Origin of the sequence: Polymorphospora sp. A560 (assembly GCF_045781765.1) — a bacterium.
GTDB lineage: Bacteria > Actinomycetota > Actinomycetes > Mycobacteriales > Micromonosporaceae > Polymorphospora > Polymorphospora lycopeni.
The window spans coordinates 7,306,738-7,324,445 of the sequence record NZ_CP122282.1; the positions used below are offsets into that span (position 1 = coordinate 7,306,738).

The following is a 17,708-nucleotide window of genomic DNA, read 5'->3' on the forward strand; positions in this document are numbered from 1 at the left end:
TCACGTCTCGGCGGCTCCGGCCAGAAACTGGGCGGCGTACGACGCCGACGGCTCGATCGGCGTGATCACGTCGATGAGCACCCCGTCCGGGGCGGCCACGATGAAGTGCCGCTGGCCGAAGTCCTCGCTGCGCAGCGACAGCTCCTCGGTCAGCCCGGCACGGCCGACCAGCCGCTCGTGTTCGGCGTCGACGTCGGGCACCTCGAAGTTGAGCAGGAGCCCCCGCGCCGGTGCCCGGTAGCGCTCCGGCAGCGTCTCGTGGGTGTGGTCGAGCAGCGCCAGTTCGTAGTGCGGCGGCCCGGGCCGGCGCAGGCTGACGTACCAGTCGGCCTCGAAGGTCACCTCGAAGCCGAAGTGCCGGGTGTAGAAGGCGCGGGAAGTCGCGACATCGGCGGTGCAGATCACCGGGTAGAAGCTGTCGAGCCGGCCGTTCATCGGTCCTCCAGAGAGTTTCGCATACCTTGGGTATGCCAACGACGCTAGTAACATACCCCGGGTATGTCAACGCGACGGGGAGTGTGACCATGACCTCCAGGGCCGAACAGCGAGCCGCGACCCGGCGGGCGCTCCTGACCGAGGGCCGGCGCCGGTTCGCCCGCGACGGCTTCCACGAGGTGGTCCTGGCCGAGGTCGCCCAGGGCATCGGCGCGACGAAGGGCGCCGCCTACCACCACTTCGGCAGCAAGGCCGGGCTCTTCCGCGCCGTCGTCGAGGAGGCGCAGCGTGAGGTCGCCGACCGGGTGGCCCGCGCCGCCGGGGAACACGACGACCCGTGGGAACAGTTGCTCGCCGGCTGCCGGGCCTTCCTGGCCGCCAGCTCCGACCCCGAACTGCGACGGATCATGCTGGTCGACGCGCCGACCGTACTCGGCTGGAACGAGTGGCGGACGATGGACGAGTCGTCGTCCGCGCGGCACCTGGCCGAGGCACTGGAGTCCCTGATCGCCGCCGGTGTCATCGAGCCGCAGCCGACCGGGCCGCTGACCCGGTTGCTGTCCGGGGCGATGAACGAGGCCGCCCTCTGGCTGGCCCAGGCCCCCGGCCCGGACCCGGTCACCCCGGGCCGGCCGGACGGGTCCACGCTGGACGCCACGATGGCGGCACTGACCCGACTGCTCGACGGGCTGCGCCGCCCGTCCCGGTGACGGGCGGGCACGGCCGGGCCGTACGGGATATCGTCGCAGCGTGCGTGACGCCCTGCAGATCCTGGCCGAAGCCCGCGTGATCGCGGTCGTCGGCGCCTCCCGTGACCCGCACAAGCCGGCCCACAGCGTGCCGTTGCAGATGCAGCGGCACGGCTGGCGGATCATCCCGGTCAACCCCTACGCCGGCGACGAACTCTTCGGCGAGCGGGTCTACGCCTCGCTGGCCGACATTCCGCACCCGGTCGACATGGTCAACGTCTTCCGGCCGGCCGCCGACGCGCTGGAGGTGGTCCGCGAGGCGATCGCGATCGGCGCCCCGTCGGTCTGGCTGCAACTCGGCATCGTCTCGCCAGAGGCGCGCCGGCTCGCCGAGGAGGCCGGCGTCGACTACGTCGAAGACCGCTGCCTCGCGGTCGAACGCGCCGTCGGCGGGCTGAGCCTGACGTAGCACCCGTCGCTCGTCCTGTACCTGCTGTTGTGTGTCCTCTGGTCGGCCTGATGCCCTGGGACATGTCCGTGAGCACCTGCTGAGCCGCGCCCGCCGGCCGGCGGGCGCGCGGCCGGCTCACCGGAACTCGGCCTCGCGGACGCTGTTGCCGCCGTCGACCACGATCATCTGCCCGGTGATGTACGACGCGGCCGGCGAGCACAGGAAGGCGATCGGCGCGGCCACCTCGTCCGGGGTGCCGGGGCGGCCGACCGGTGTGCCGAGCCCCTGCTTCAGCTCGGCGACCGTCGACGCCGCCGTGTAGATCGTGCCCGGCGCGACCGCGTTGACGGTGACCCCGTCGGCGACCATCTCCATCGCCAGTGCCCGGGTCAGCCCGATCACCCCCGCCTTCGCGGCCGCGTACGCCGCCTCGGTCGGCAGGGCGTTGACCGCGCCGGCGGTGGCGGCCAGGTTGACGATCCGCCCCCAGCCACGCTCGGCCATCCCGCCGATGAAGGCGCGGCTGCACAGGAAGGCGGTGGTCAGGTTGCGGTCGATCTCGGCCCGCCACTCGTCGTAGGTCAGCTGGGCGACCGGGCGCAGCACCTCGGGGCTGGCCCGGCTGGCCAGTCCGGCGTTGTTGACCAGCACCTCGACGTCACCGAGCTGCTCGGCGACCGCGTCGGCTAGGGCGCCGACCTCCGCCTCGTCGGTCAGGTCGGCGACGAAGCCGGTCGCGTCCAGTTCGGCCGCGCGTTCGTGGATCCGCCGGGTGGTCGACACGATCGCGACCCGGGCGCCGAGACCACGCAACCGCCGGGCGGTGGCGTAGCCGATACCGTCGGCGCTGCCCGCTCCGGTCACCAGCGCGACCCGGCCGTCGAGCCGAAGCGTCGCCGGGCCGGGCTCGGCGGCGCCGTCACCGGCCAGGAGGTCGCTGGTCCGTCCACCGGCGCGTACGTCGAAAGCCATGCCGCCGATCCTGCCCGGTCCCGGCGGCGCCGGCAACGACGCCCAGCCGTTACGGTCCCGTGCCCAGGTGTCGGACACCGCCGCTGGCCGGCGGCGACTACCCTGACGGCGCATCCTCGATATGACGGAGTTGAGTCCATGAGCTATCCCCAGCAGCCGGGCAACTGGTCGGACCCGTCCTGGCCGACGCCACAGCCGGGTTACGGTGACCCGTCCTACCCGGTCAGTGGGCAGCCGGTCGGCAAGGACGCCTACCCGGTGTCCGGCTACCCCCCGCCGCCGCAGTACGGCTACCCGGTGACGCCGCCGCCGACCAACGGCATGGCGATCGCCGCGCTGGTCTGCTCCCTCATCGGTCTGGCGACCTGCGTCTCGGCTCCGGTCGGCGCGGTCCTCGGACACGTGGCCCGCCGACAGATCCGGGAGCGGGGCGAGGCCGGTGACGGCATGGCCCTGGCCGGCATCATCATCGGCTGGGTCATCACCGGGCTGTACCTCCTGGGTGCCATCGGCTACATCGCCCTCATCGCCTTCGTCATCAGCGCCGACACGACCAGCACCTACTGACGATCGGGAGCGCACCGTGGACAAGCCCGACGGCGAACCGCAGGCGACCGGCACGCCGGGTGCGACCGGCACGCCGACGCCGGGACCGGCCAGCCTCGACAAACCGGGGGTCCCGCCGGGACCGGCCGACGCCGGTCGCACGGTGCCGGGGCCGGCCCGGCCGGTGTGGCCGGGGCCGGTGAGCCGTCCGTTCGCACCGCCCCGGCCGACCAACACCCTGGCCGTCACCGCACTGGTGATCGCCCTGGTCAGCCTGGCCACCTGTCCGCTGATCGGCGGTGTGGCCGTCTACCTGGGCAATCGGGCCCGTGCCGAGATCCGGTCCAGTGGTGAGCAGGGCGACGGCCTGGCCCTGGCCGGGGTGATCGTCGGCTGGTGCGCGATCGCGCTGAGCGCCGTGCTGCTGCTGTTCATGGTGGCGTACTTCGGCTTCCTCGCGATCATGTTCGGCGCGATGTTCGCCACCGGCGTCTAGTCCCGCGGCGGGGTGAACCCCGACGTACGCACCAGGCCGGCCGCCCGGCCCTTCGCCGCGATCACGAGCGCCATCTTGCGGGACGCCTCGTCGATCATCTCGTCACCGAGCATGACCGCGCCGAGCCGCCCGCCGGCCTCCGAGGTGTAGTGGTCGTAGGCGTCCAGGATCAGTTCGGCACGGTCGTAGTCGGCCTGCGCGGGCGAGTACACCTCGTTGGCCGCCTCGATCTGGCCGGGGTGCAGCACCCACTTGCCGTCGAAGCCGAGCGCCGCGGAACGCCGGGCCACCTCGCGGAAGGCGTCGACGTCGCGGATCTGCAGGAACGGGCCGTCGATCGCCTGCTTGTCGTACGTCCGGGCGGCCATCAGGATGCGCATCAGGATGTAGTGGTAGGGGTCGCCCGGATAGTCGGGAAGCAGCGCGCCGACCACCAGCGACCTCATGTTGATCGAGGCCATGAAGTCGGCCGGGCCGAAGATGATCGTCTCGACCCGGGGCGAGGCCGCCGCGATCGCGTCGACGTTGACCAGGCCGGCGGCGTTCTCGATCTGCACCTCGATGCCGATCCCGCCGACCGGCAGGCCGAGCGCCTTCTCGATCTGGGTGAGGGTCAGGTCGAGCCACTCGACGTGACCGGCGGCCTGCACCTTCGGCAGCATCACGCAGTCGAGGTTGGCGCCCGCCCCCTCGACCACCTCGACCACGTCCCGGTACGTCCACGGCGTGGTGAGGTCGTTGACGCGTACGACCCGGGTCTTGCCGTCCCAGCCGCCCTCGTTGAGGGCCGCGACGACGTTGCGCCGGGCATCGGGCTTGGCGAGCGGGGCGACCGCGTCCTCCAGGTCGAGGAAGACCTGGTCGGCGGGGAGCCCTCGGGCCTTGTCGAGCATCTTCCGGCTCGATCCGGGGACCGCCAGGCAGGACCGGCGGGGGCGTCCGACTACGGCCATCAGCGGCTCCTTCTCCCACGGGCGGTCGCCACCTCGGCGATCGACAGAGGCACCGTAACCGGGCGACCGGACGCCGGGTCCGCGGTGTGCAGGATCTCACCGCACCGGGCGTCGTTCAGGGCAGCGGGTCGGCGACCGGCGGTTCCGGGCGGCGGGCGGCACGGCTCCCGCCGAGTACGACGACCGCGACGCCGACCAGCAGCAGGGCCAGGCCGGGCAGCGCCGCCGGCCGGGGCGCCTGCCCCAGCCAGGCCCACGCGATCAGAGCGGCCGCCGGAACCTCCAGCAGGATCAGGATGCTCACCGTGGTCGCGGACACCTTCCGCAGGGCGTAGCTGAACATCGAGTGCCCGAGCAGTTGGGCACCCACGACCAGGCCGAGAATGGCCAGCCAGGCCGAGTTCGAGAAACCGGTCAGCGGCACTCCGGCCAGCAGGCAGGCCACCAGCAGGGCCAGTCCGCAGGTGGCGTAGCAGATCATGGTGTAGGTGACCGTGCTGGTCGCCTGGCGGGCCTGCTCGCCGAAGGCCGTGTAGACCGCGGCGAAGACGGCCCCGGCGAGCGCGAGCAGGTCGCCCAGGACCGCCTGGGGGGAAAGCCCGAGGTCGGCTCCGGTGGCCAGCGCCGCCCCCACCACCGCCACCGATATGCCGATCCACGCGACGGCGGGCAGTCGCCGGCCCTGGCCGAGCGCGATCAGCCCCTGCCATACCGGCTGGGTCGCCACCAGGGCCGTCGCGGTCGCCACCGAGGTGAGCTTGGCACTCGGTATCCAGGTGGCGAAGTGCACCGCCAGCGCGAGCCCGGCGAGCACGCAAAAGATTCCGGCCCGGCGTCCGTCGCCGCGGACCAGCGCCCGCAGTTCGGACCGCCGCCGCAGCAGTGCGAACGGCCCGAGCAGGGCCACCGCCAGCCCGTTGCGCCAGAAGGCGATCGCGAGCGCGGGCGCGGCGGCGAACGCGATCAACGGAGCGGACGACGACACCGCGATGATGGCGATCGAGATGGACGCCGTGGTCAGCGGGTCGACAGTCGGCCGGTGCACGATCGCCCATCCTGACATGCCAATTCGCCCCGATCGGCCGACAGTGATGATCACCTCCAACCTGATGCACTGTCCGTGAGCAGCCAACTACGGTGTTTGCACCATCCTCTCCCCCTTGGAGGCTGATTCACCGATGACCCCGTTCCGTGCGGTGCTGTTCGATTTCTTCGGCACGCTGACCACGGCCGTCCGGCGCGGACCGCGCCACGCCGTGATCGCGCAGATGCTCGGATCCGACCTGGAGACGCTCACCACCGTCCTGGACCGCACCTACTACACCAGGGCCAGCGGCATGTTCGGCTCGGCAGAGGCCGACCTGCGCTTCGTCTGCGACCGGATGGGCACCCGGCCGTCCGACGACACCCTGCGCGACGCACTCGCCGCCCGCACCGACGCCCTGCGGGCCGAGACCCGGTTACGGGCCGACGCGGCGGCCGCCCTGCGGGCCGTACGCGACCGGGGGCTGCGCACCGCGCTGGTCAGCGACTGCACGTACGAACTGGCGGCGTACGTGCCGCACCTGCCGGTCGCCACGCTGCTCGACACGCTGGTGTTCTCGACCGAGGTCGGCGAGTGCAAGCCGGCCGCCCGGATGTATCTCACCGCCTGCGAGCGGCTCGACGTCGCGCCCGAAGAGTGCCTGTACGTCGGCGACGGCGGCAGCCGCGAACTGACCGGGGCGACCGAGGTCGGCATGACCGCCGTCCGGCTGGCCGCCCCCGACCTGCACCAGCACCTGACGTTCAACGCCGACGCCGGCTGGACCGGCCCGATCGTGGCCAGCCTCACCGACGCCGTCACCATGGTGGATCCGGGGCTCCGGCGGCACCCGCCCCGCGTCGGCCCGACCCTGCCGGCACGCGGATGCGACCGGTCGCCGGTCACGGTGACCGTGCGGGAACGCACCCCGGTACGGCAGGATGCAGGGCGTGACTGACGAGGCAGGCGGCCCCGCGACGACACCGCTGGTCGAGGAGGCCGTCAAGAAGGCGGCGGTGGCGTGGGTGGCGGTCGGCGACGGCCCCGCCCGGGCCCTGTGGTGCCTGCCGGTCGACGGCACCCTCTACGTGGTCAGCGGGCCGGGCGAGCAGTCCGCACCCGGACTCGCCGAAGCCACCACCGCGGCGGTCACCCTGCGCGGCGACCACGGTGGACAGATCGTCACCTGGCCCGCGACGGTCACCCGGATCGCGCCCGGCTCCGACGAGTGGGCCACGGTGGCGCCGCAGGTCGCGACGAAACGGCTCAACGCCCCCGGCGGCGCCGCCGACCTGGTCGCCCGCTGGGCGGACGAATGCGCGCTGAACCGGCTGACGCCGGCCGGCGAGCCGCTGGCCGCCGGGCCGACGCTGCCCGACGACTCGCTCGCCGCCCCGCCCCGGCCGACCCCGGCCGCACGGCAGGTCAGGAAACCGTTCCGGCTGCACCGGGTACGGCGCCGCTGATCCGCCGGCGGGCGGGCGGATCAGCCGACGAACGGCGGGACGGCGATCTCGCCGCGGGCGATCGGGACCACACTCCCGGTGACCGTCGCCGAGACGGCCGCCCCGCCGACCGCCACCACCGTGCAGTCGAGGCTGGACGGGCGGCGGAGTTCCGCGCCCTGCCGGACGGCGTACGCCGACTCGCCGTCCGGCGGCAGCAGGCCGCTGGCCACCAGCCACACCCCCATGCCGAGGGCGGCCGACCCGGTGGCCGGATCCTCCACGACCCCCGTACCGGGGGCGAAGACGCGGGTGTGCGCGCTGCGTTCCTCGGCCGACCAGGCCAGCACGCTGACGTGTTCCACCCCCAGCCGCTCGGCCCCGGGCACGTCGATCTGGGCCCGGCCGACCGCGTCGGCACGGACCGCCAGATAGGGGAACTCCAGGCCGCAGCCGGCGACCCGCGGCACCGGGCCGGCGTAGTCGTCGAGGGTCAGCCCCACGATCGACAGCAGCGGCTCGGGGTCGAGTTCCGGCCCGAGCGTCGGGGCGGCACCGGTGAGGGTGGCCCGGTTGTCGGACACGTCGATCGGCAGCAGACCCGCCTCGCACTCCTGGGTGACCCGGCCCTTGCCGAAGAGGCCACGCCGGGCCGAGGTGACGGCGGCGCCGACACTCGGATGACCGGCGAACGGCAACTCCTTCTCCGGGGTGAAGATCCGGGCCCGGTACGTGGCGCCGGCCTGCGTCGTCGGCAGTACGAACACCGTCTCGGACAGGTTGAACTCCTGGGCTATCGCCTGCATCTGCTCGCCCGCCAGGCCCTCGGCGCCGAAGACGACGGCAAGCGGATTCCCGGCGAACGGCCGGTCGGTGAAGACGTCCACAATCTCGTACGCCAAGGTCGACATGGTCGGTAACGATATGCGGTCCGACCCACGGGACCGCAGCGTGTCCACGCAGGTCACCGGTGACCCGAGGGGTCGCCCGCGGGGTCGCCCTCGGGCTCCGCTTCCGAGCAAGATCCGTGGTGGTGCCCCTAGGCTTGACCCGTGACGATCGGGAACCGGGTGTACATCGCCCGACTCGCCGGCCTCGCCGTCTTCGACCCCAACGGCGACCAGGTCGGCCGGGTCCGCGACGCGGTGGCACGGCTGCGCACCACCAACCGTCCGCCACAGGTCGTCGGCCTGGTGGCGGAGATGCCGATGCGTCGCCGGATCTTCCTGCCGATCAACCGGATCACCTCGATCGACAGCGACGCCGTCGTGCTCAACACCGGCACCCTCAACCTGCGCCGGTTCGAGAAGCGACCCAACGAACTGCTGGTGCTCGAAGACCTCCTCGACCGGCGGGTGACCATGGAACCGGCCGAGCGGCCCGGCGTCGTCGTCGACGTCGCCATGGAGGCGAACCGGATCGGCGAATGGTCCCTGAGCCGGGTCGCCGTACGTGAGCAGACCGGGCGGCTCGCCCGCCGCGGGCACCTCCAACAGCTCGACTGGGACCGGGTCCGCGGGCTGATCGGCGTACCCGACACCCGGGGCACCGCCAACCTGCTGGCGGTGCTCGACCAGATGCGCCCCGCCGACCTCGCCAACGCGCTCCAGGACCTGCCGGACGGCCGGCGCAACGAGGTCGCGGCGGCCCTCGACGACGAGCGGCTGGCCGACGTACTCGGCGAACTGCCCGAACACGACCAGGTGGAGATCCTCGCCGCGCTCGGCCGGGAACGCGCCGCCGACGTGCTGGAGGAGATGGACCCCGACGACGCCGCCGACCTGCTGGGTGAGCTTCCACCGCCGGAGCAGGAGGTGCTGCTCGACCTGATGGAGCCCGACGAGGCCGATCCCGTCCGGCAACTGCTCAAATACAAACCGGGTACGGCCGGCAGCGTGATGACCTCCGAGCCCGTCATCCTCACCCCGGACGCCACGGTCGCCGAGGCCCTGGCCCGCATCCGCGAACCCCAGCTCCCGCCGGCGGTCGCCGCGCAGGTCTTCGTCGCCCGCGCCCCGATGGCGACCCCGACCGGCAAATACCTCGGCGTCGTGCACTTCCAGCGCCTGCTGCGCGAACCACCGGCCGAGATGCTCGGCGGGGTGGTCGACAACGGCATCGACCCGTTGCAGCCGGCCACACCGCTTCCCGAGATCACCCGCCGGATGGCCACCTACGACCTGGTCGCCATGCCGGTCGTTGACGCCGCCAACCGGCTGGTCGGGGCGGTCACCGTCGACGACGTACTCGACCACTCGCTGCCGACCGACTGGCGCGACCGGGACGCGCCCACCCCCGCGCGGCCCGCCGCCACGAGCACCGAGGGCCGGATCGATGGCTGAGCCGCGCCGCGCGCAACGGCTCGACCAGCCGCGCGAACGCCACCGCATCAGCATGCCCCGGTTCGACCCCGAGGCGTTCGGCGCCTGGTCGGAGGGGATCGCCCGGTTCATGGGCACGGCGAAGTTCCTCGTCTACATGACCGTGGTGATCCTGCTGTGGATCGGCTGGAACGTGCTCGCCCCGCCCGCGCTGCGCTTCGACCCGTACACGTTCACGTTCCTGACCCTGGTCCTGTCGCTGCAGGCGTCGTACGCGGCACCGTTGATCCTGCTCGCGCAGAACCGCCAGGCGGACCGGGACCGGGTGGCGCTGGAAGAGGACCGGCGGCGCGCCGAGATGCAGAAGGCGGACACCGAATACCTGTCCCGGGAGATCGCGTCGCTGCGCATCGCCATGGGCGAGGTCGCCACCCGCGACTTCCTGCGTTCCGAACTCGGCCGGCTCGCCGAGGAACTCGACGAGCAGGCGCAGCGCCGCCAGCGGCTGGAACGCATCCAGCAGCAGCGGGAAATGCGCGGGGCGGCGCCACGGGCGGCGCGCAACGGCTTCGACGAACCGTACGACGAACTCGGCAGTCCCTGAGCGTCGCCGCCCGGTCGAGCCTGGTCGGCCAGCTGGCCGGCGGCGGAAAGACCGGCCGGCGGCGGAAAGACCGGCGCCGCGCGCCCCAAGGGGCGGGGCGCGCGGCGGTCTTCAACGATCGTTGCACCAGGTCGGGTACGGCGTCCAGCCTGAAAACCACATTTTGCAAAGAGCCGCCCAGGACGGACGAGATGCCTATAATGCCGCTCCGGGCCTCCTATCGACCTTCGTCACACCCGGCCACCGCAGCCGCCGATCGCCCTCGTCACCCGACGTAACATGGCCGCATGTCTGCACCCGTGAGCACCGTCGAGGAAGCCATCCAGGCCGCCCTCGCCACAGTCGACGACCCGGAGATCCGCCGCCCGATCACCGAACTCGGCATGGTCCGATCAGCGGTGATCGACGACGAGGGCGTCGTACGGGTCGAACTGCTGCTCACCGTCGCCGGCTGCCCGCTCAAGGACAAGCTGCGCACCGACATCACCGCCGCCGTCGGCGCGGTCCCCGGCGTCGAACGGGTCGAGATCGAATTCGGTGTGATGAGCGCCGAACAGCGGCAGTCGCTCCAGGCCAGGCTCCGTGGCGGCGGCGCCACCGAAGAGCCCGTCATCCCCTTCGCCCAGCCCGGCTCCCGCACCCGCGTCTACGCGGTCGCCAGCGGCAAGGGCGGCGTCGGCAAGTCCAGCGTCACCGTCAACCTGGCCGCCGCACTCGCCGCCCGCGGCCTCTCCGTCGGGGTCGTCGACGCCGACATCTACGGCCACTCCGTCCCCCGCATGCTCGGCGCGGACGGGCGCCCCACCCGGGTCGAAGACATGATCATGCCGCCGCAGGCGCACGGCGTGAAGGTCATCTCCATCGGCATGTTCACCGCCGGCAACGCGGCCGTCGTCTGGCGCGGCCCCATGCTGCACCGCGCCCTCCAGCAGTTCCTCGCCGACGTCTACTGGGGCGACCTCGACGTACTCCTGCTCGACCTGCCGCCCGGCACCGGCGACGTCGCCATCTCACTCGCCCAACTCCTGCCCAACGCCGAGATCCTCGTCGTCACCACCCCGCAGACCGCCGCCGCCGAAGTCGCCGAACGCGCCGGCGCGATCGCGCTGCAGACCCACCAGCGTCTCGTCGGCGTGGTCGAGAACATGTCCTGGCTCGAACTGCCCGACGGCAGCCGCATGGAGGTCTTCGGCGCCGGCGGCGGAGCCACCGTCGCCGACTCGCTGACCCGCGTCGTGGGCGCCCAGGTCCCGCTGCTCGGCCAGATCCCGCTCGACACCCGCGTACGCGAAGCCGGCGACGCCGGCACGCCGATCGTGCTCGCCGAGCCGACCGCACCCGCCGCACTGGCCCTGCAGGGGGTCGCCGACCGGCTCGCCGTACGGCGCGAATCCCTGATCGGCAAGCCCCTGGGCCTCCGCCCCAGCTGAGCTGATTGGCCCTCGCTGAGCTGGCTGGCCCTCGCTCCGCGAGGGCTGGCTCGCTCCGCTTCGCGCCGCGTGAATGCACCGTCTTCGCCCTGCGGGCCGCGACCGCTTCGCGGCGCGGTCCTCGGGCTCCGGACGGTGCGGCGGCGCTCGGTCGACTCGCGACGTGAGTTGCGGTCACACCTGTCCGCCGATTGCTTCGCCGGGGCCTTACCGCTTATCGCCGGCCGCCCCGCCCAGGTGCACCACCGACACGGGGTGGCCGTAGACATGGCCGCCCGGCTCGGGGTGGCCGCAGGCACGACCGCCCGACCCGAGGCCCGAGGCACGAGGGGCGCCCAACCAGCCCCTGCCGGATTTGCCGGAACTACGGCCAGCAATCGTTGTTGATCTGGGCGGGAGGGACCTTATCCAGCCCGGGTAAGGTCCCTCCCGCCCAGATCAACGTCACCGCCCACGTCGGCCAGGCAAGGTGCCCCCGGGTCTGCTTGCCCCTCGCCCGGACACGGCCGCGAGGGTTCCGACCGTTAGATGGTGCGCCGGCGGGGGTCCCGAACCCACCGCGGACGTCAGCGGCGGCTTCACCGCCAACGGTTGCCGGGTGCAGTTGTGGACCTGTAACCGCAAGGTTCGGCGAAGCAATCGACGGACAGCCCTGACGCAACCCAGGTCGCGAGTCGACCGAGCGCCGCCGCACCGTCTGGAGCCCGAGGACATGCGGCGAAGCCGTCATGCCCGCAGGGTGAAGACGGTGCATTCAGGCGGCGCGAAGCGGAGCGAGCCGTCCGAGCGGAGCGAGGACCAATCAGCTCAGCGAGGACCAATGAATCACGTCGCGTCGACGTCGAACGACCGGGTGGCCGGTGCCGGGGCGGCCGCGGTGCCGTTGGCTTCGGCGGTGCGGGTGGCCGACTTGGTGAGCCTCGGCTTCTGCAGGCTGGTGGCCGACTTTCTCAGGTCGGCCGCGCTGGCGACATCCTTCAGTTCGTCGTGCACACCGGTCAGGTCGGAGCGGACGTTTTCGTACGCCGACTGGAGCGGCTTGCGCAGCAGGGCCTCGTCTTCCTCGCTGAGGACGTGCTTGCGGATGAACGCCTTCGGGTGGAGGTCTTCGAGCTGGATGTCGGTGCCGAGTTCGCGGCTGAGGTCGCCGGTGGCGTTGGTGGCCATCTGGCGGAGGTTGCGCAGCATGCGCAGGCCGTCGTTGATCACGTTGGGCAGCCGGTCACCGAAGATCAACAGGGCCAGGAGCAGCAGGGCTCCGATCTCCCACCAGTTCAGGTTCTCGAACACGGTCCCGCCCTCCTCGTCGCTCCCGGCCAGAGTACGCACGTCATCCCCGGTCCGGCAGGGGGTGAACGGTCGTTACTTGACGTCGGCGGCCAGGGTGACGGATGCCGTCTGCTGGGCGGTGCCGCGCCGGTATTCGACGGTGACGACCGAGCCGGGCGCGTACTTGCGTACCAGGGCGATCAGGTCGGTCGCCTCGGCCAGCGGGCGCCCGTCGAGTTTGAGCACGACGTCGCCGCCGCGCAGCCCGGCGCTTTCGGCCGGTCCGCCGGGTTCGACGGACGAGAGTCGTACGCCGCCGGCCCCACCGGGGGCCCGGCCGCCGCCGACCTGGGCGCCGATCACGGTACGGCGTGGCTTGCCGGTGTCGATGATGTCCTGCGCGACGCGCTTGGCCTGGTTGATCGGGATGGCGAAGGCGAGGCCGATGTTGCCGGCCGTCTCCTCGTCGGCGGCCAGGGACTTGATCACCGAGTTGACGCCGACGACCCGGCCGGCGGAGTCGACGAGCGGACCGCCGGAGTTGCCCTGGTTGACGGCGGCGTCGGTCTGGATCGCCGCGTAGTAGCGCACCTGGCCGCCGGGTTCGCCGGCCTGGATGGTCCGGTCGAGGGCGCTGACGATGCCGGCGGTGACCGTGTTGGCCAGCGACAGCGGCGAGCCGATGGCCAACACCGGGTCGCCGACGGCGAGGGCGTCCGAGTCGCCGAACTCGACCGGCACCAGTCCGCTCCGGTCGATCTTGATTACGGCGATGTCGGATTCCGGGTCCTGCCCGACGACCGGGCCGCTGGCCGTGCTGCCGTCGTCGAAGACCACGGTGGCCGGGCCGGTGCTGTCCTCGACCACGTGGTCGTTGGTGATGACGTAGCCGTCGGCGGTGGCGACGAACCCGGACCCGACGCTGACTCCCCGCCCGGTCCTGGCCTGTACGGTCACCACGCTCGGCAGCAACCGTTCGGCGACGCCGGCCAGTGATTCGGGCGGACGCTGGGCGGCGGCCGGCGCCTGTCCGCCGGTCGGGGCGCCGAGCACCGTACCGCCGCCGAGGCCGCCGCGGACGGCGGCGACGTAGCCGATCGCGCCGCCGAGCATGCCGGCGAGCAGGGCGGTGACGAGCGAGACCAGCATGACCCGGCCGAGGCCACGGGGACGCGGCGCGTCCGGGTCGACGACCGGTTCGGGGCCGGGGGTGCCGGGGGCGGGTACGGGGTTCACGACGATCGCCGTCGGCGCCTGCGGGTCGCGCCACGGGTCGTGCAGGGCGTCGGACCACCAGGGCGAGGAGTTCGCGCCCGCGGCGCTGGTCGGGTTTGCTGACGGCGGCGGCGCCGGCGGGTATGCCGAAGTCGCGTTCCCGTCAGGCTGGCGCCAGTTCCAGCCGTCGGTCACGTTGGTGCCTCCCAGTCCCATCCCCGGAGCCCGGGTGCGCCACGCCGGCGGCGAACCGCCCCGGAGGGCCCCGGCCCGCCTCCAGGATTGCATGGATGCTCGATAGCCGGTCGGCGGATCCCGCACGGCTTCGTCGGCCACCCATGTCCTGACTGCCAATCCTGTACCACCGGATCTAGGCTCTACCCAGCCTCGTCCGCCCACCCCCGCCGCTGGAGGTGTCCCATCGCCACGGTTGCCGGCTCAGCCGCCGCGACGACTGCCCAGGCCGTCCAGTTCACCGAGACATACGTCGCGGAGGACGTCGTCCTGCGTACGGCCCGAAGCCTGGCCCAGGAGGTCGGCCTCGACGCCGTGACGCCCGGCACCGGCGCGCTGCTGCGCCTGTTGGCGGCGGCCGGGAACGCCCGGGCGGTCGTCGAGATCGGCACCGGTACGGGTGTCAGTGGGGTGTGGCTGATGCGCGGCATGCGCCCCGACGGGGTGCTCACCACCATCGACCTGGAGCACGAGCACCAGCGGATCGCCCGCCGGATCTTCGTGGAGGCCGGCTTCGTGGCCGGCCGTACCCGGATCATCACCGGGCGGGCGTTGGACGTGCTGCCGCGGCTGGCCGACGGGGTCTACGACATGGTCTTCGTCGACGCCGACACCGCCGAGTACGCCCCGTGCGTGGACGCGGCGTTGCGGTTGCTGCGCCCGGGCGGGGTGTTGGCGGTGCACGGTGCGCTGGCCGGCGGGCGGATCGCCGACCCGGCGGCCCGCGACCTGGAGACGGTCGCGGTGCGCGAGGTGGTCAAGGCCGTACGGGAGTCGGAGGAGTGGATTCCCGCGCTGCTCCCGGCGGGCGCCGGACTGCTGACCGCGGTGAAGCGCTAGGGGCGTCGCACAGCGCCTCCGCGCTGTGCGACGCGCCGGAACGGCGCTGGAGCCGGGAGAGCGCTACGGCCGGGAGAGCCAGCGGAGCAGGGTCCGCACGCCCCACCCGGTGGCTCCCTTGCTCAGCTCGCGGTCGTCGCTGTCCGCCCACGACGGGGCGGACATGTCGATGTGCACCCAGCGGTCGTGCAGGTCACCGGTGAACTCGCGCAGGTAGAGCGCGGCGGTGACCGATCCGGCGCCGCGTTCGGGCGCGCTGTAGTAGTCGGCGATCTCGCTGCCGAGGTATTCGACGTAGTCGCCGACCAGCGGCATCCGCCAGGCGAACTCGCCGGCTTCGGCGGCGGCGTCGACCATCGACTCGGCCAGTTCGTCGCTGTCGCTGTAGAGCGCGGCGGTGCGCTTGCCGAGCGCGACGGCGTTGGCGCCGGTCAGGGTGGCGAGGTCGATGATCAGGTCGGGGGCGAGCCGGTCGACGGCGTACGCGATGGCGTCGGCGAGGACCAGCCGGCCTTCGGCATCGGAGTTCGTCGTCTCGCTGGTCGTGCCGCCGTAGTGCGCGATGACGTCGCCGGGGCGGAACGCCGAGCCGCTGACCATGTTCTCGGCGAGCGGGGCGAGCGCGGTGACGCGTACGGGCAGTTCGAGCCGGGCGGCGCCGATGGCCGCGGCGACGACGGCGGCCGCTCCGCCCATGTCCTTGCGCATCAGTTTCATGCCCTCGCGGGGCTTGATCGAGACGCCGCCGGTGTCGAAGGTGATGCCCTTGCCGACGAGTACGACGTGCCGGGTCGCCGCGGGCGGCCGCCACTCGACTTCGACCAACCGGGGCCCCTGCGCGGAGCCCTTGCCGACGGCGAGGATGCCGCCGAAGCCCTCGGCCGCGAGTTGGTCCGGTTCGCGGACGGTGATGCCGAGCCCGGTGCCGGCGGCGGCTTCGGTCACCCGGTCGGCGAACCAGGCCGGGTTCTTCACCGACGACGGCGTGTTGGTGAGGTCCCGGGCGAGCCGGGTGGCCTCGGCGGTGATCCGCGCGGCGGCGAGCGTCGGCCGGAAACGGTCGGCGTCGTTCACCGCCACGACCACCTCGGTCAGGGTCTTTCCGTCGCCCGCCGACTCGTCGGTCAGCCGGTACCGGTAGGACCCGAGCCAGAGCCCTTCGGCGAGCCCGCGGAGCACACCCACGGACACATCGACAGGCGTGACAGTCGTGACGTATGTCTCACTTGCCGCGGATCGAGCGATCGCCGCACCGGCGGCCCGCCATCCGCCCTCTCCACCGTCCCCGACGCCGACCAACAGCAACCGGTACGGCGTGCGCAGCGGCCGGGGCAACTGGTGCACCACCCCCGGCGCCCCGTCGTGCTCGACCTGCTCGATCAGCGCGGCGGCCTCCGCCACCAGGTCGTCGGGCACGCCCGGCAACGGCGCGAGGAGCGCCGCCCGGCCGTCGTCGTCCGCGGCACCCACGGGCAGCGCGACCACACCGGACAGGTCCGGATCCACCGCGAGTCGGATGGCGAGCACGGTGCGATGACCTCCAGGTCTTTGTGCATAGAAGGCCCGCCGGTACGGCAGTGCCGTGCCGGCGGGCCTCGTGGTTATCAGCCGGCGGCAGCCTTCAGCGCATCACCGAGCGCATTGGCCTCGTCGGGCGTCATCTCAACGACGAGCCGGCCACCACCCTCGAGCGGAACACGCATGACGATGCCCCGGCCCTCCTTGGTGACCTCCAGCGGACCGTCTCCGGTCCGCGGCTTCATCGCCGCCATGTTGTCTCCCCTCAGACCTACACCAGGGTCGGTGGGTTGCCCCACAGCCACTTCGTTTCGCAGGCACCGCACTACACGGCCCGCGGTGCCGACCAACGATTTTCCCTGATGAAACCCGCCGGACCCAAACCGAACCAGCATTGATGTGACAACATCTAGCATAACCTGCCGTTCGCTGTCACAATGTGCGGTCATGCAGGCACGGTCGGCGCTCTTCGACCTCTACGGCGACCACCTCCGCCCGAGAGGTGGCCGCGCACCGGTCGCCGCGCTGGTCAAGCTGCTCGCACCGCTCGGGATCGCACCCCCGGCCGTACGCACCGCAGTCTCCCGTATGGTCCGCCAGGGCTGGCTCCATCCGCTCAGACTTTCCGCCGGACCCGGCTACCTACTCACCCCGAAGGCCGCCCGCCGTTTGGACGAGGCCGCCGCCCGGATCTACCGGACCACCAAGATCGGTTGGGACGGCCGGTTCGATCTGATCACCCTAGAGGTACCCGCCAACCGCCGCGACCGGCTCCGGCTGAACTCCAACCTCACCTTCCTCGGCTACGGCATGCTCACCGAGGGCACCTGGGTGGCCACCCGGCCCGGCGAGGACATCGACGTGGTGCTGACCGAGTCCGGCGTCCGGTTCGAGCGCTTCACCGCCACCCACGCCGCCGGCACCACGGGCGCGATGGCCGTCGTCCGCCAGGCCTGGGACCTCGGCGAGATCGGTGAGGCGTACGAGGGATTCATCGCCGAGCAGCGGCCCCTCCTCGCCGCGATCACCGTACGCAGCGACGACGAGGAGGCGTACGCCGCCCGGTTCCGGCTCGTGCACGCCTGGCGTACCTTCCTGTTCCGGGACCCGCAGCTCCCTCCGGCGCTGCTGCCCGAACGGTGGCCCGGCACCAGCGCCGCGGCGTTCTTCGACCGGCACGCCGCCCGGCTGCGGCCGGCCGCGGACCGCTACGTCGACCAGTGCCTCGACGCCTGCACCCGGCCGACCCGACAGAAGGGCACCTGA

General features: G+C 72.4%; 20 protein-coding genes. 11 read left to right on the forward strand and 9 right to left on the reverse strand.

The window, feature by feature from the left end:
• The gene (locus QCD66_RS32910; protein ID WP_375735071.1) at positions 1-435 is read right to left on the reverse strand and encodes a VOC family protein; all 435 of its coding nucleotides are present in this window, start codon (positions 433-435) and stop codon (positions 1-3) included.
• Between the two features lie 89 nt (positions 436-524).
• Here QCD66_RS32910 and QCD66_RS32915 point away from each other — a divergent pair, with 89 nt between their 5' ends.
• Both QCD66_RS32915 and QCD66_RS32920 read left to right on the forward strand, forming a co-directional pair.
• Positions 525-1,145, forward strand: a complete 621-nt coding sequence (locus QCD66_RS32915) for a TetR/AcrR family transcriptional regulator (RefSeq protein ID WP_375735070.1) — start codon at positions 525-527, stop codon at positions 1,143-1,145.
• 40 nt (positions 1,146-1,185) lie between these two features.
• A complete protein-coding gene (locus QCD66_RS32920) occupies positions 1,186-1,593 on the forward strand; it encodes a CoA-binding protein (RefSeq protein WP_364211492.1) in 408 nt (135 codons plus the stop codon).
• A gap of 117 nt (positions 1,594-1,710) precedes the next feature.
• Here QCD66_RS32920 and QCD66_RS32925 read toward each other — a convergent pair whose 3' ends face one another.
• Positions 1,711-2,547 carry an SDR family NAD(P)-dependent oxidoreductase gene (locus tag QCD66_RS32925; RefSeq protein ID WP_357543687.1) on the reverse strand — a complete coding sequence of 279 codons (837 nt, stop codon included), beginning with the start codon at positions 2,545-2,547 and terminating at the stop codon, positions 1,711-1,713.
• A 138-nt stretch (positions 2,548-2,685) separates the two neighbouring features.
• Between QCD66_RS32925 and QCD66_RS32930 the strand changes: the two genes are divergently transcribed.
• Both QCD66_RS32930 and QCD66_RS32935 read left to right on the forward strand, forming a co-directional pair.
• On the forward strand, positions 2,686-3,114 hold the full coding sequence (locus tag QCD66_RS32930; protein ID WP_364211486.1) for a DUF4190 domain-containing protein: 429 nt from the start codon (positions 2,686-2,688) through the stop codon (positions 3,112-3,114).
• Positions 3,115-3,130: 16 nt separating this feature from the next.
• On the forward strand, positions 3,131-3,589 hold the full coding sequence (locus QCD66_RS32935; protein WP_375735069.1) for a DUF4190 domain-containing protein: 459 nt from the start codon (positions 3,131-3,133) through the stop codon (positions 3,587-3,589).
• Here QCD66_RS32935 and QCD66_RS32940 read toward each other — a convergent pair.
• Together QCD66_RS32940 and QCD66_RS32945 are read right to left on the reverse strand one after the other, a co-directional pair.
• Entirely contained in the window at positions 3,586-4,542 is a 957-nt protein-coding gene (locus QCD66_RS32940) for an HpcH/HpaI aldolase/citrate lyase family protein (RefSeq protein ID WP_375735068.1), read from the reverse strand. The two genes, QCD66_RS32935 and QCD66_RS32940, sit on opposite strands and share 4 nt — an antisense overlap.
• A gap of 115 nt (positions 4,543-4,657) precedes the next feature.
• Positions 4,658-5,605, reverse strand: a complete 948-nt coding sequence (locus tag QCD66_RS32945) for a DMT family transporter (protein ID WP_375735067.1) — start codon at positions 5,603-5,605, stop codon at positions 4,658-4,660.
• A 115-nt stretch (positions 5,606-5,720) separates the two neighbouring features.
• Between QCD66_RS32945 and QCD66_RS32950 the strand changes: the two genes are divergently transcribed.
• Together QCD66_RS32950 and QCD66_RS32955 are read left to right on the forward strand one after the other, a co-directional pair.
• Positions 5,721-6,524, forward strand: coding sequence for an HAD family hydrolase (locus QCD66_RS32950; protein ID WP_375735066.1), 804 nt, complete (start codon positions 5,721-5,723; stop codon positions 6,522-6,524).
• A complete protein-coding gene (locus tag QCD66_RS32955) occupies positions 6,508-7,032 on the forward strand; it encodes a hypothetical protein (RefSeq protein WP_375735065.1) in 525 nt (174 codons plus the stop codon). Before QCD66_RS32950 ends, QCD66_RS32955 begins: the two co-directional genes overlap by 17 nt.
• 20 nt (positions 7,033-7,052) lie before the next feature.
• Here the strand turns inward: QCD66_RS32955 and QCD66_RS32960 are convergent, their stop codons facing one another.
• The gene (locus QCD66_RS32960; RefSeq protein WP_364211472.1) at positions 7,053-7,922 is read right to left on the reverse strand and encodes a PhzF family phenazine biosynthesis protein; all 870 of its coding nucleotides are present in this window, start codon (positions 7,920-7,922) and stop codon (positions 7,053-7,055) included.
• Positions 7,923-8,063: 141 nt separating this feature from the next.
• Here QCD66_RS32960 and QCD66_RS32965 point away from each other — a divergent pair, with 141 nt between their 5' ends.
• From QCD66_RS32965 to QCD66_RS32975, 3 genes are all read left to right on the forward strand, one after another.
• On the forward strand, positions 8,064-9,353 hold the full coding sequence (locus QCD66_RS32965; protein ID WP_364211469.1) for a magnesium transporter MgtE N-terminal domain-containing protein: 1,290 nt from the start codon (positions 8,064-8,066) through the stop codon (positions 9,351-9,353).
• Positions 9,346-9,936: a DUF1003 domain-containing protein gene (locus QCD66_RS32970; protein WP_364211466.1), complete on the forward strand. Its 591-nt coding sequence runs from the start codon at positions 9,346-9,348 to the stop codon at positions 9,934-9,936. Before QCD66_RS32965 ends, QCD66_RS32970 begins: the two co-directional genes overlap by 8 nt.
• 287 nt (positions 9,937-10,223) lie before the next feature.
• Entirely contained in the window at positions 10,224-11,366 is a 1,143-nt protein-coding gene (locus QCD66_RS32975) for an Mrp/NBP35 family ATP-binding protein (protein ID WP_364211463.1), read from the forward strand.
• Between the two features lie 825 nt (positions 11,367-12,191).
• Here QCD66_RS32975 and QCD66_RS32980 read toward each other — a convergent pair.
• Complete coding sequence (locus QCD66_RS32980) at positions 12,192-12,656, reverse strand: preprotein translocase subunit TatB (protein WP_375735064.1); 465 nt, start codon at positions 12,654-12,656, stop codon at positions 12,192-12,194.
• A gap of 72 nt (positions 12,657-12,728) precedes the next feature.
• Complete coding sequence (locus tag QCD66_RS32985; protein WP_375735088.1) at positions 12,729-14,060, reverse strand: S1C family serine protease; 1,332 nt, start codon at positions 14,058-14,060, stop codon at positions 12,729-12,731.
• A gap of 294 nt (positions 14,061-14,354) precedes the next feature.
• Here QCD66_RS32985 and QCD66_RS32990 point away from each other — a divergent pair, with 294 nt between their 5' ends.
• Positions 14,355-14,924 (forward strand): O-methyltransferase, encoded by a 570-nt coding sequence (locus QCD66_RS32990; RefSeq protein ID WP_357535695.1) that lies wholly within the window; start codon positions 14,355-14,357, stop codon positions 14,922-14,924.
• A 63-nt stretch (positions 14,925-14,987) separates the two neighbouring features.
• Here the strand turns inward: QCD66_RS32990 and QCD66_RS32995 are convergent, their stop codons facing one another.
• Both QCD66_RS32995 and QCD66_RS33000 read right to left on the reverse strand, forming a co-directional pair.
• Complete coding sequence (locus QCD66_RS32995; protein ID WP_364211457.1) at positions 14,988-16,451, reverse strand: leucyl aminopeptidase; 1,464 nt, start codon at positions 16,449-16,451, stop codon at positions 14,988-14,990.
• A 77-nt stretch (positions 16,452-16,528) separates the two neighbouring features.
• Positions 16,529-16,696 carry a DUF3117 domain-containing protein gene (locus tag QCD66_RS33000; RefSeq protein ID WP_007455245.1) on the reverse strand — a complete coding sequence of 56 codons (168 nt, stop codon included), beginning with the start codon at positions 16,694-16,696 and terminating at the stop codon, positions 16,529-16,531.
• Between the two features lie 193 nt (positions 16,697-16,889).
• Here QCD66_RS33000 and QCD66_RS33005 point away from each other — a divergent pair, with 193 nt between their 5' ends.
• Complete coding sequence (locus QCD66_RS33005) at positions 16,890-17,708, forward strand: PaaX family transcriptional regulator C-terminal domain-containing protein (protein ID WP_357535648.1); 819 nt, start codon at positions 16,890-16,892, stop codon at positions 17,706-17,708.

What these genes read in the sequence shown, in the direction of transcription:
- QCD66_RS32910 (WP_375735071.1), bottom strand. Translation starts at nt 435, where the DNA reads ATGAACGGCCGGCTCGACAGCTTCTACCCGGTGATCTGCACCGCCGAT.
- QCD66_RS32915 (WP_375735070.1), top strand. Translation starts at nt 525, where the DNA reads ATGACCTCCAGGGCCGAACAGCGAGCCGCGACCCGGCGGGCGCTCCTG.
- QCD66_RS32925 (WP_357543687.1), bottom strand. Translation starts at nt 2,547, where the DNA reads ATGGCTTTCGACGTACGCGCCGGTGGACGGACCAGCGACCTCCTGGCC.
- QCD66_RS32930 (WP_364211486.1), top strand. Translation starts at nt 2,686, where the DNA reads ATGAGCTATCCCCAGCAGCCGGGCAACTGGTCGGACCCGTCCTGGCCG.
- QCD66_RS32940 (WP_375735068.1), bottom strand. Translation starts at nt 4,542, where the DNA reads ATGGCCGTAGTCGGACGCCCCCGCCGGTCCTGCCTGGCGGTCCCCGGA.
- QCD66_RS32945 (WP_375735067.1), bottom strand. Translation starts at nt 5,605, where the DNA reads ATGTCAGGATGGGCGATCGTGCACCGGCCGACTGTCGACCCGCTGACC.
- QCD66_RS32950 (WP_375735066.1), top strand. Translation starts at nt 5,721, where the DNA reads ATGACCCCGTTCCGTGCGGTGCTGTTCGATTTCTTCGGCACGCTGACC.
- QCD66_RS32955 (WP_375735065.1), top strand. Translation starts at nt 6,508, where the DNA reads ATGCAGGGCGTGACTGACGAGGCAGGCGGCCCCGCGACGACACCGCTG.
- QCD66_RS32960 (WP_364211472.1), bottom strand. Translation starts at nt 7,922, where the DNA reads ATGTCGACCTTGGCGTACGAGATTGTGGACGTCTTCACCGACCGGCCG.
- QCD66_RS32970 (WP_364211466.1), top strand. Translation starts at nt 9,346, where the DNA reads ATGGCTGAGCCGCGCCGCGCGCAACGGCTCGACCAGCCGCGCGAACGC.
- QCD66_RS32975 (WP_364211463.1), top strand. Translation starts at nt 10,224, where the DNA reads ATGTCTGCACCCGTGAGCACCGTCGAGGAAGCCATCCAGGCCGCCCTC.
- QCD66_RS33000 (WP_007455245.1), bottom strand. Translation starts at nt 16,696, where the DNA reads ATGGCGGCGATGAAGCCGCGGACCGGAGACGGTCCGCTGGAGGTCACC.
- QCD66_RS33005 (WP_357535648.1), top strand. Translation starts at nt 16,890, where the DNA reads ATGCAGGCACGGTCGGCGCTCTTCGACCTCTACGGCGACCACCTCCGC.